Origin of the sequence: Synechococcus sp. R55.3 (assembly GCF_047461975.1) — a bacterium.
In the GTDB taxonomy this organism is placed as follows: domain Bacteria; phylum Cyanobacteriota; class Cyanobacteriia; order Thermostichales; family Thermostichaceae; genus Thermostichus.
In genome coordinates, this window is sequence record NZ_JANSIG010000098.1 from 1 (window position 1) to 11,237 (window position 11,237).

At 53.9% G+C, this 11,237-nt stretch carries 12 protein-coding genes, 1 tRNA gene and 1 pseudogene; 5 read left to right on the plus strand and 9 right to left on the minus strand.

Features of this window, described 5'->3' with window-relative positions; all coding sequences use genetic code 11:
- Window positions 1-204: 204 nt before the first annotated feature.
- The 4 genes from NW849_RS12530 (at window position 205) to NW849_RS12545 (ending at window position 3,403) form a co-directional block, all read left to right on the plus strand.
- Window positions 205-651 carry a pentapeptide repeat-containing protein gene (locus NW849_RS12530; protein ID WP_414357964.1) on the plus strand — a complete coding sequence of 149 codons (447 nt, stop codon included), beginning with the start codon at window positions 205-207 and terminating at the stop codon, window positions 649-651.
- A 52-nt stretch (window positions 652-703) separates the two neighbouring features.
- Window positions 704-979: a lipopolysaccharide assembly protein LapA domain-containing protein gene (locus NW849_RS12535; protein WP_414357966.1), complete on the plus strand. Its 276-nt coding sequence runs from the start codon at window positions 704-706 to the stop codon at window positions 977-979.
- Window positions 980-1,184: 205 nt separating this feature from the next.
- Complete coding sequence (locus tag NW849_RS12540) at window positions 1,185-2,444, plus strand: 4-hydroxy-3-methylbut-2-enyl diphosphate reductase (RefSeq protein WP_414357968.1); 1,260 nt, start codon at window positions 1,185-1,187, stop codon at window positions 2,442-2,444.
- Between the two features lie 26 nt (window positions 2,445-2,470).
- A complete protein-coding gene (locus NW849_RS12545) occupies window positions 2,471-3,403 on the plus strand; it encodes an AEC family transporter (protein ID WP_414357971.1) in 933 nt (310 codons plus the stop codon).
- On the opposite strand, the gene NW849_RS12550 is transcribed toward NW849_RS12545, so the two are convergent.
- Both NW849_RS12550 and NW849_RS12555 read right to left on the minus strand, forming a co-directional pair.
- Window positions 3,400-3,642, minus strand: coding sequence for a hypothetical protein (locus NW849_RS12550; protein ID WP_414357973.1), 243 nt, complete (start codon window positions 3,640-3,642; stop codon window positions 3,400-3,402). The two genes, NW849_RS12545 and NW849_RS12550, sit on opposite strands and share 4 nt — an antisense overlap.
- 171 nt (window positions 3,643-3,813) lie before the next feature.
- Window positions 3,814-5,349, minus strand: coding sequence for a hypothetical protein (locus NW849_RS12555; RefSeq protein ID WP_414357975.1), 1,536 nt, complete (start codon window positions 5,347-5,349; stop codon window positions 3,814-3,816).
- Window positions 5,350-5,443: 94 nt separating this feature from the next.
- On the opposite strand from NW849_RS12555, the gene NW849_RS12560 reads away from it, so the two are divergent.
- Window positions 5,444-6,412: a YgfZ/GcvT domain-containing protein gene (locus NW849_RS12560; protein ID WP_414357977.1), complete on the plus strand. Its 969-nt coding sequence runs from the start codon at window positions 5,444-5,446 to the stop codon at window positions 6,410-6,412.
- Between the two features lie 69 nt (window positions 6,413-6,481).
- Here NW849_RS12560 and NW849_RS12565 read toward each other — a convergent pair whose 3' ends face one another.
- From NW849_RS12565 to NW849_RS12595, 7 genes and pseudogenes are all read right to left on the minus strand, one after another.
- Window positions 6,482-6,736: an HNH endonuclease gene (locus tag NW849_RS12565; protein ID WP_414357979.1), complete on the minus strand. Its 255-nt coding sequence runs from the start codon at window positions 6,734-6,736 to the stop codon at window positions 6,482-6,484.
- Window positions 6,737-6,738: 2 nt separating this feature from the next.
- On the minus strand, window positions 6,739-7,155 hold the full coding sequence (locus NW849_RS12570) for a KGK domain-containing protein (protein WP_414344169.1): 417 nt from the start codon (window positions 7,153-7,155) through the stop codon (window positions 6,739-6,741).
- A gap of 10 nt (window positions 7,156-7,165) precedes the next feature.
- Window positions 7,166-7,483, minus strand: a pseudogene (locus NW849_RS12575) (KGK domain-containing protein); the annotation flags it as partial.
- A gap of 81 nt (window positions 7,484-7,564) precedes the next feature.
- Window positions 7,565-7,993: a KGK domain-containing protein gene (locus NW849_RS12580; RefSeq protein ID WP_041436828.1), complete on the minus strand. Its 429-nt coding sequence runs from the start codon at window positions 7,991-7,993 to the stop codon at window positions 7,565-7,567.
- Window positions 7,968-8,378 carry a KGK domain-containing protein gene (locus NW849_RS12585; RefSeq protein WP_414357981.1) on the minus strand — a complete coding sequence of 137 codons (411 nt, stop codon included), beginning with the start codon at window positions 8,376-8,378 and terminating at the stop codon, window positions 7,968-7,970. The genes NW849_RS12580 and NW849_RS12585 overlap by 26 nt, the downstream gene beginning before the upstream one ends.
- A gap of 47 nt (window positions 8,379-8,425) precedes the next feature.
- Entirely contained in the window at window positions 8,426-10,960 is a 2,535-nt protein-coding gene (locus NW849_RS12590) for a dynamin family protein (protein ID WP_414357983.1), read from the minus strand.
- 204 nt (window positions 10,961-11,164) lie between these two features.
- Window positions 11,165-11,237 (minus strand) — tRNA-Phe (locus NW849_RS12595).

Here is an 11,237-nt window from a genome sequence, read left to right on the forward strand (position 1 = left end):
TGTTTGGAAACAAACAGAATGCTATCGCTGCATAGTTGAACAGTGATGTTCAGCAGTGTTCAGCGTAAATGTATCAGACGCGACAGGCACTGAACACTCTGGAAGTGTTTGTTAGCGTTTCGTAGGTCTTTCGGAGCGGTCATCAGTACCCCGTTGAGCAGCCAGAAATTGTTAAGCTTAACGCACGGATGGCAGTATCCGGCCATGCCCCGAGTGACAACTGCTGACGATCTGCTGACAGAATATGCCTCTGGCGAGCGCAACTTTCAAGAATCCAACCTGGTGGGGGTGGACTTGGTGCGCTCCAACTTGCAAGGGGTGAATCTGAGAGGGGCCAACCTCTCCTTTGGCAAGCTGAGTGGCATTAACCTGCAGGAAGCCGATTTGCGCGGCGCCGATCTCAGCTCGGCCAACTTGATGGGGGCCAACCTCCGCGGGGCCAATCTTTGGGAAGCCAACTTGATCGGCGCGGATCTCAGCTTTGCCGACTTGCGGGAAGCCAACTTGCACGGTGCCTACCTTTGGGAAGCCAAGCTAACCCGTGCACAACTGCAGGGAGCCGATCTGAGCGGGGCAAAAATCGGCGGAGCAGTGCTGACCGGCGCTGACCTCAGCGGAGCCATCCTACCCGACGGGAGTGTGCGGGCTTGAGCCACCCCCCCAGCAGACAAGGCAGAATGGAACTGTTGCGACGGGATCCCTGATGTTACTGCTGTTCAACTTGGTCTTGACACTGCTGCTGGCTGTGGGAGTGGCAGTCCTGGCCGGACAAAACCCCACCACCCTGACTGTACACTTCTTGATGTGGCGCTCGGTGGAGCTGCCCTTGGGATTCCTCATCGCCGTGGCCGTCGGCCTGGGCCTGTTGACGGTGGGGCTGGGCTCTCTCCTCTGGCCTGGGCGCAGCTTTTCTGCCACCGCCCGCCAATTACAGGAACGGGTGCGCCAACTGGAAATGCAGGATCAACCGCCCCAATAACGGCCAATTCCCAAAGGGATCCCTCTGCTTTCTGGCTTTGGCTCAACAGCTTCGATCCCCTGCAATTCTATAGTTGACTTGACAATCTTGTCGCTGGCCCTAGGGAAAGCATGCTGGAATGGCCCACCGATGCGAGACTGGGCGTAAGCTGAGATCAGGATCCCTTCGCCGTCTGCTTGAGCAGTGCGTATCTCCAACCGTAACCATGGCTTATTTCCAACCTACTTCCCCGGATAGCTCTCCCCAAGACCCACGGGCCCTGCGCAAAGCCCTGCGCGGATCCAGCACCTACTTTGCCAAGGGATTTGAAGAACACAAGGATCAGGCTCAACTGGAGCTGCAAACCACCTACAAAAGCCCCCTTGTGGAGCAAATCCGCGCCCAGGCTTACCGCTATCAGCGGGGCGACATTACCATTCACCTGGCCAGGGCCTTTGGCTTTTGCTGGGGCGTGGAACGGGCGGTGGAATATGCTTATGAAGCGCGGCGACGCTTTCCGGATCGGCAACTGTGGATCACCAACGAGATCATCCACAACCCTCTGGTAAACCAGCACCTGAAGGAGATGGGGATCCGCTTTGTGGAGAAAGGCCCGGACGGCAAGAAGGACTTTTCTCAGATCCGGCCCCAAGATGTGGTGATCTGGCCTGCTTTTGGGGCAAGTGCATCGGAAATGGCGTTTTTTCGGTCGCAGGGCAATGAGATTGTCGATACCACCTGCCCCTGGGTTTCCCGCGTGTGGAACCAAGTGGACAAGCACCGCGCGGCTCAATTCACCTCTGTGATCCACGGCAAGTACAACCACGAGGAAACCGTAGCCACCAGCTCCTTTGCCGAAAAATATCTGGTGGTGCTGAACCTGGAAGAAGCAGAATGGGTCGCCCGCTACATTTTGCAAGGCGGAGATGCGGCAGAATTTCGGCGGCGCTTTGGCAAGGCCACTTCCCCCGGTTTTGATCCGGATCGCGATCTAGAGCGGATCGGCATCGCCAACCAAACCACCATGCTAGAGGGGGAGACCCGCGCCATTGCCAAGCTGTTTGAGACCACCATGCTGCGCAAATATGGCCCCCAGGAGTTGGACAATCACTTCATGAGCTTCAACACCATCTGCAATGCCACCCAAGAGCGGCAGGATGCCATGTTCGAGCTGCTCGAGCAGCCTTTGGATGTGGTGGTGGTGATCGGGGGGTTTAATTCCTCGAATACCACCCACCTGCAGGAAATTGCCCTGGCCAAGGGCTTGCCTTCCTTCCACATCGATGGCCCCGACTGCATCCAACCCAACAACCGCATCCGCCACAAGCCCCTTCACCAAGACCCGACAGTTACCGAAGGTTGGCTGCCCGCCGGGCCGGTGCAAATCGGCATTACCTCCGGTGCCTCTACCCCAGACCGCGTTGTCGAGGAGGTGATTCAACGCATCTTCGCCCTGCGTGAAGAACCTCGGCGGATCCCTGCCTAGGGATCCCTTCCCTCTCCCTCTTGAGCGTGCTCAACACCCTTTTTCAGGTTTATCCTCCCTTGCTGGGCTGGACGCTGCTGGGTTTTTTTCTCCAGAAGGGGCTGCCCGGCGACTGGAAGCGTTGGCTGGATCCCCACGCCTTGGGGCGATTCATGTTTTGGGTGGGAGTGCCCCTCAGCATTGTTGGGTTTATGCAGGGAGTGGATCTGTCGGGTCAAATCTGGGTTGCTCCCCTGATCTGCTGGCTGTCGGTGGGGCTGGGGTTTGCCTTGACCAGCGCTTGGCTGTGGTGGCAGCGCCACAACTGTTGGAGCAGTGCCCAGCAGGGCAGCTTTCACCTAACCGCCACCCTGGGGAACACCGGGTATTTGGGCTATCCCATCTGTCTGGCTGTGGCCGGAAGGGCTTACTTTGGCTGGGCCCTGTTCTATGATCTGCTGGGCACTCTGTTCATGGCCTACGGGTTTGGCGTGTGGGTGGCCAGCCGCCACGGCAGTTCCCATGCCCAACCTTGGCAGGTGGGCCTCCACATTTTGCGCACCCCTGCTCTTTGGTCTTTTGCTATGGGCCTACTGCTGACCCGCGAACCCCTGCCGGGTTGGCTCTCTCAAGGGTTGGCGGCTTTTGCCTGGAGCATGATCCCGCTCAGTTTGATGATCCTGGGGATGCGGCTGGCCCAGGTGAAGCGCTGGGGATCCTTTCTTGCCGCCGGAGTGGCCCTCTTGATCAAAATTGTGATTGTGCCGCTCTTGGTGGGAATCGGCCTTGCCTTCACCCCCTACCCGCCTCTGGCCAAGCTGGTGCTGGTCCTGCAGAGCGGTATGCCCCCCGCCATCGCCACCCTGGTGCTCACGGAAGAATACGACTTGGATCGGGAAATTACCGTAACTGCCTTGGCCGTGGGGTACTTAGCCGCCTTGCTGACCTTGCCCCTCTGGCTGGGACTCTGGGGATCCTAATAGGCCAGGTGAGACAACGTCTGCTCTAGGTAGCGATGCACCAGTTGATCCAGCTCAGTTTCCTGGCCAGGCGGCTCCTGTCCCTGTAGCCATCCTCGAAAACCCGAGCTTTCCACAATGGCCTGCCGCAACGGCTTCCAAACCGCTTGCGTGCGCAGTGCTGTGAGGGCCTCTGGCTCGCTGGAGTGCTCCGCACCGCTGTTGCGAGCGTGAACGGAGCTGAGAGCAGGATTGGTCATGAGAGGAAGGTGAGCAGGAGTGATTCACCCTCAGAATAACTCGGATCCCAGTTGGCTTTGGCTCTCTGGGATACAAATCTCCCCCTCTGTTCTGAACAAGCCTTCTCTCAATCGCTCAGGCAAAACCAATCCATCACCATCAACCAACTGGCGCAAGAGGCCCAGGGATCCCTAAACAAACAGTTGGCTGCGCTGCTCGACCCGCAAAGTTGGCCCCAAGGCATTGAGAAGAGAGACGCCGTAGCTGCGGGCAATGATGCGGCTATCCAAAATGGCCACCCATCGGGTGGATGAGCTGGAATCTTCTCCCGAATCAGAGCTTTGCCGCAGAGGCGCAACAGCCCGTTGCAACTGGGCAGCGGCCACCGGCAAAAGGTACTGACGGAACCAGTCCTGCTGGGTGCGTTGCAGATATTGCACCCGTCCGGCCACCCTTGGGTCTTCCACAGAAGGGAAAGGCAAAGTGGCGATCACCATCAGCTCAGGGCGCGGCAAGCCGGCCTTGTGGTGCAGCCAGTAGGGCCAGTCGCAGACCAAAATGCCCTTTTCGCCGGGGAACGGGCTGTTTACCCGCACCCGTGAGCCGAATTCGGCAGCCAAAGCCGCTCCCACCTGTGCTTGCAGAGGCTGATCCGACACCAACACCACCACAAAGCCTTGCGCTTGAGGGATCAGCTTTTTCAGCTCTTGCAGCAGGTGATCCCGAAATAGAGGGCTGTTGGGCAAGGGCAGGCGCGGCAAGTAGAGGGACAGCTCCGCCCCGCCGGAACGGGGCCAACCCTCGCCTGAGGCAAACCGCAACGGCGTCAGATCCGGCAAGCCCAACCGTCGCCGGTAGGTTTCCGCCTGGCGATCCAGATCCAGCGCTTCCCCGGTAATCACCACCGGCTGTGTGGCCCAAATGGGGGCCAGCCAATCGTGCAGAGCCGCCGGGCTGTGGTGAAGGGTGAGGCGACCGGTTTCTCGGTCGGTTTCGGCCCACCAAATCCATTTGGAGACGGGATCCCCCTCAGAGCTGAGCCGCCGGCGGATTTGATCCCAGGGATCCGGCAGCCAGCCGGGGTAGCCTGTCACCAAAGACAGCACAGCATCCAGGTGAACCTGTTCATCCGCATGAAGTAGACAGCGGGAAAGAGGCCGCCGCAAAAGCTGAAGGGACAAATTGACCTGAACCTGGGAGAGCTGCTCCGCCTCGGCAGGGAAGATTTGCCGGAGCTGTTGCCAATGGCTGGCTTCCAGGGTCACCGTTAGCGCCTGGTAGGCCCAATCTTCCAGGTCTTCGGCTCCATCCAGGATCAGAGGGATCCCTGTCGGCACTTGCGAGGATCCCTTTCTCAAGCGAGCTTGCAGCCAATCCAGGGGATCCACCAACAGCAACCCCTGGAAATCGGGATCCGGCCAACGGTCTTTTTGCAGGACGGGCTTATGCAACTGCAGGGTGTGCTGTAGCCAGGGGATCTCTTCCCCCAAAATTTGCGCCTGCACAGGAGCTGTAGCGCAGAGCAAGGTGGGGTTGGGCCACATCAGGGCCGGCAGCAGATAACTGAGGCGGTGCTGACCCCCAGCAGGCACCTGGATCAAGGTGCTGCGACCCAACCGCAACCCTCGCGCCACCATGCGAGCCATCGTCAACTGGTGGGGCCACAGGGCTTCGGGAGACTGCCGCAAAAGCTGCCGCAACTGTTGGTGGACTTCAACCTCAATCACAGTTCAGTACGCCGGGGGTCTGCCACAGACGGTAGGGTGAACTAGCCTATTCTAGGGTAGAGAAGAAAACCAAAGCCCATCTCTGGGGTGAGCGATGTCTCTTCTAGCTGCTGTTTCCACGGGATCCCTGCTTCTGGATCGCTCCGGGTGGGGCCGTTTGCACATGAAGGGATCCCCAGGCTTGGACTATCTGCACAACCGAAGCACCCAAAATCTGAAGGCCCTCAAGCCAGGGCAGGGGGCCGACACGGTTTTCGTGACCCCCACCGCCGGCATCCTGGATTTGGCAACGGTGTACGTGGGAGAAGAAGACTGCTGGATCTGGACTTCGCCCCAGCGGCGCAGCCTGCTGATGCAGAGTTTGGGGCGTATGCTGCCTTTGGTGCGGGGAGCAGAGTTGAAAGATGAGACGGACCAGACCTTTGGTTTTGGGTTGCTCGGCCCCCAGAGTCAGGCTCTCCTGGAGCAAGTGGTGAGCTCAGAAGAGACTCCGACCAGGCTCAATGAGCACTGCGCCGTGGAGATCCAGGGGATCCCTGTCCATCTGGCTTGTGGCACGGGTCTTGCCCAGCCGGGGTTTACCCTCTGGGGCACCATTGACCAGAAAGTCGCTCTTGAAGAATGCTTGCTCCAAGCCGGAGCCAAGCTGGCCCCACCTGAGCTGTGGGAAGTCCTCCGCCTAGAAGCGGGTCGCCCCGCCGCCGACCGAGAGCTGACCTCAGACTACAACCCCCTAGAAGCCGGCCTGTGGCGAGCTGTTTCCCTTGACAAAGGTTGCTACGTTGGCCAGGAAGTCTTGGCCAAGCAGGTAACCTACCGGCGCATTCGGCAAACTTTGTGGGGGATCCGCCTCCAAGGAGAAGCTCATCCTGGCACAGAGATTTTGCGGCAGGGGGAAAAGATTGGGCTGCTGACCAGTGCAGGCCTAACTTCGCAAGAGTACCTGGGATTGGGATACGTGCGCACCAAATTCAATCCTGCCGAGGGGCTGGAAGTAGAAGTCGGCTCAGTGCCAGGAGTGCTGACCCGAATGCCGTTTTCCAGCTTCCCGCCTATTGTCTAGGATTGTTTTTGCGGCAGAGACCTCCCCTCTCCCGCTTCAAGGGAGAAACGCGGGCAAAGGATCCAGAACTTATAGGTCAAAGTGGCGGCGAAAGCGGGGATCCCGTCGATCCTTTTTGCGTCGGTTACAGGTTTTGCACAACGTTTGCAGATTGCTGATGTCGTTGCTGCCCCCTTGGGCAATGGGGATGATGTGATCGATCTGAAGCTGAACCTCTGGGGGCGACTTTCCGCAACCGCGACAACGGAAGCCGTCTCTTTGGAAAACATACTCCCGCACGGCTGCTGGAATTAGAATCCTTTCGCCGGATTTTCTTTCTTTCATCGTTATTCATCCATACTGCGAAGATCGTCCAGTGGAGACTTTTCATCTAGAGGTTCTAATATCTCTTGGTCGGGTTCTTTTATCAGAAATTCAGGATTGTCAGGATAAAAGTCAATCGTAACTTCTACTCTTACTTTTACTCTACCGGTCTGCCAACCGTTAGTTTTAGGAGAAAGAATCGAGCATGGAACTCCTTTATGGAAAAAATGAACCTGATCTTCATAGGGAATACCTGTTTGTATCTCAGACGAACTCAAGTGACTGTTTAGTCCACTTCCCATTTGGTCAAACCTCAGGAAATAAGAATTGATAGAATCGCAAAGCTTGGAAATCATGTAGACTTTCTGCTTATTGTTCTTGTTGATAAAAGTGATAACTCCGTCTCCCAGTTGGCTAAGATTAATGGATGTTTTTGTCATCTTATCGACCTCAAGACATAGAGACAACTTGAACAGCCCGTAAATCATCCAGTATAGAATCCTCTAGTTTTCTGGGAGCGCTATCTCCAGAATCTCTATATGGGTCATCAGGAACAAACTCGAGATAAACTTTGACTGATATCTTGCCAGAGATCCACGACTTTCTGGGCTGTAAGACTCTAGATTCTATTCCATCCACGAGCATTCTAATGTCCGCATAAACCTTTCTTGATTGAAGGTAACCGTTTGTCTGGAAAATATCTGAAAGAAGGTAATTAATAATTGCACTATGCAAGCTACTTGGAAGGTAAACTTGATCACCAATCTCAACAACAGTTTCTCTATCATTTCATTTGCTCTGAAAACTAGTCGGATCGGCCACAGCATTGTCTCCTATTGCTCACAGACTTTACTGACTGACATCTCCCCGAATGTCATCCAAAGGCGATCTACTGCTCCCTGATCCCGTTTCTTCTGGCTCAAACTCAACCACTAGTCTCATCCTAACTCTACCAGCAATCCACGGTGAGCCAGGACGTAAGAGTTTAGCAGGAATTCCTTTCACGTTAGTTATTCCGTTCAAGTTGCTCCATAGAATCGAGACTCCCTTTTCGCTAAGTTTGCTGGATAAGTAGGATCTGATACTCTCATAAACAATCTCTGAGTACACCTGAGCAAACTCTTGCGAGTAGATTAGGCGTCCTCCTATATCAATGACAGTATTTTGGAAAATATCTAGCTCAACAAAGCACTCCTGAGATTGATCATTACTTGACACTTGCCCAACCCCCTCTATGTCTCTCTGGCTTAGGCTAGCTCTCACTTTCGCGAAGGTCATCCAGAGGGGATCCGCTGCTGCTCTCTGAGCCTGTATCCTCTGGCTCAAACTCTACAGTGATCCGCAATCTGACTCTGCCTTTTTCCCAATCTTTCTTGCCCGGCACCAAGAGTTGACAAGCAAGTCCCTGCCCAAACCACTTCGCTTCTTGCAACAATTTTTCTTCTGGCTTGGGAGCAAGAAGGCTACTGGCAATGTTGAGCAAGTCTTCCGGCGGCAGGATCCCTGAGGATCTCAAGGCCGCAATGAACAAGCGATGCAGCTCTTCTTTCTTGGTCAAGTCCTCTTGGGCTGCTTTGACCAAGTTGGCAACCTTGAAAGTTTTCTCCCCTACGGAGAGGATCCCTTCTGGGTGCTGCTGTAGAGGTATCGATTTGGATCCCATGACTTTATCTGGATCAAGTGAAAGGCCAAAAACAAAGACAAGCCGCTCTATCTCAAATCATCGAGAATGCTATCCAACTCTGGAAAACTCTCGTCTATGGGTGTAGAACGACCAAGAGCGACTGCTTCGCTTGCATTGCTGTCACCTACTTGCTGTTCAGGAAGACTTGCCAAAATTTGAACTGACTCACCAACAGAGGAAGGTTCAGGACGAGTAATCAAGGGCAGCATCTCACGATTGAGGCCCAAAGCTTGCAAGCAGAGGTTGATCCCAGAAACAGCTTGGTTATACTTGTCTATGCTTGCCTCCAGTTCTTTCAGCCGCTGTTGGTTAAGCGCAATTTTTTCTTCGGCCTCTTTTCTGAGAGATGCTTCCATGAACTGCTTTGCTTCTGGGTACTTTTGTAAAATCTCGTCGGCTACTTGCTTGGCAACCGGCAATAGTTGAGTTTTTAGAGTGTTGTTGGTCTCTTGTCGGAAGCTAGAACGCACTGTCTGGTTAATTTTCGGCTCGAAGTCAAGCTTAAGTAATTGTCGGATTCCAGGCTCTGCGTCTTGAATGGCAGAGATGTCGTATGATTGGCTGGTTTGTCTTAGGACTTCTCGAAACTGGTAGATCGAGAATGTTCCTTCGTCATAGAAGCGGGGGCTTTCTCTGAGGTAGCGGTCGCACTCTTTTCGGGCACCATTGACAAGAGAGCTCAAAGTTACATCTCTAACCGAAAGAAGCTTTTTCTCCAAGTCCCCATCGGATCCCAGTAGGCGAAACAACTGCCTGTAGTAGCTCGAGCTGCGAACTTCATCAACAAGGCGACGAAAGAAGTTCTCTACAAGCGTGCTGGCTGATTCTACCAGGATGTCTTCTAGATGGTTGGATAAATAGTAAAAGGCTTCGACCAATACAGCTAAGAATGGAGCTGTGGAGTTGCGGGGACGAATGCGAACGGCTTGACTGTAAACATTGTCCAACGAAAAAGTATCCAAAAGCTCATCTAGCCTCCGTACCATCCTAGCCTGCAATTTACGGAAATCGTTCTCAAATTCTTTGTTTTCTCCGTTAATAACTTTATTGACTACTGTCTGGATATGCTCGTCAAACTCTCGGCCAATACTGGCTAGCTGCTGATTGATCAGCGTCAGCTCATAGGAAATCATGCTGTCAATCTCTTTGGGCTGGCTATCAATGTCTCGGTAGAGATCTAGATAGGACTTCCTCATCTCGATGCAGAGAGGTTGCAAATCATCGGCCAGCGCGGAAAATAGCTGTGGCCGTTTTTCTTCCGTTAAGTAACGAGTGATCCCAGCCCGAAAGTCTTCAATACCGCTATCTTTAATCATATACTCAATCAAAGGTTTTCCCCACTCCCTCAGAATCCGAACGTAGTTATTTATGGGTGTGTCGTACCCATGTACAGAAGGGCGGAACGGGGATCCAACCAACCTACCTGACGTGCAGTACTTGTTAAACTCGCTGACAAACTGGGGCGTTTCTTCCTCACCACCCAATTCTTTGATGCTTTCTGAAAAAATCGTATCCAGTCCAAATCGATCCTCAGGGGTAGTTGTCTTGATCTGGGAACCATAGAAGCCAAGAAGGCCGCTCGTCTTGAATATGCGGAGCTGACGAAATTGCTGGTCGATAATGTTTTCTAGTCTCTGCTTTAGTTGTGCGTTGTACCAAGTCTCATCAATCCGGTTAAACACATAGAAGACGCGATCCCTGATGCTGTCATTACCTTGAATGTGTTCAATAAGTTCTGTCTCTTCCTTGGTTAGTTCGCCTGTTGCAGCACATTTGAGAACGCAAACAACTGCAGACGTATCCGGATCGGCAATTTTTCGATAGGTGCGCTCTGCATCTGCTTTGACTGGAGCATCGATCCCAGGAGTATCGACAATAACGTTTCCATCTTCCAGCAAGGGGTGGTGGCAATAGTATTCCACCTTTCGCAAAACTGCGCTATTGGCACCGCGCCGGGCAAAACCCGCAGCTTCCCTTAGGTTGCCGAAGTTGAGCTGCTCCATCGAGAAGACTTTGTTCTCGGTAGGGTGAATTTTGTCCCGGTTCTGCTGGAAACCTGTAATCAACAAGCGAAGTGCATCCGCCTGCTTCGCCCGCTCTGACTTGCTTTTGCCTCCCTCCTGCTGAATAATAGCCTCAGCACGCTCCTTCAGGGGATTCAGTGCAGTGTCTTCCAGCCTGCTGAGTGACGGAGCCAAGTTTAGGAAAGCGCAGAAGGCGGTCATCTGTTCTTGCACTTCCTGCTCGCTAAGAAAAGTGAGCACTACCCTCTCCGCATTTGGCTCTGCGTAGGCGATGTAGCACTCTGTCCCTGTGGCGTGCCCTTCGGCGCTGTAGAGAAGCTCTCTTTCTAAGAGGGCATTGATTAGCATAGACTTGCCAGCACTGAAAGCACCGGCAAAGACAATCTCGAAGGTTGGAGAAATAGCTTTGCTGAGGGAAGCTTGAATCCGAGTGGTATCTTGCTTGCCTGAAAAAGTGGAATCCTGATGCCAGAGTTGCAGGATAGCTTCAACCTGCTCTTTCAAGTTCTCACACTGAGGCAGGAGCTTTACAGACATAAGAGAGCAATCTCCACAGAGGCTGCTGGGATTATAACTTGCCTATGCTTGAGGTAAGGATCCCTACAACAATTTTCTTCAGTCCCGGAGCTGTGTGGCTATATGTGCATACACGTGAAGAGAGAAGAGCAGAACTCCCCAGACCGACATAGCAAAAAGGCTTAGGTCGTTGACCCAAGCCCGCCTCAGCATACTCATACCAGATGCCAGGAACCAGACTTGAACTGGTGACACGAGGATTTTCAGTCCTCTGCTCTACCAACTGAGCTATCCCGGC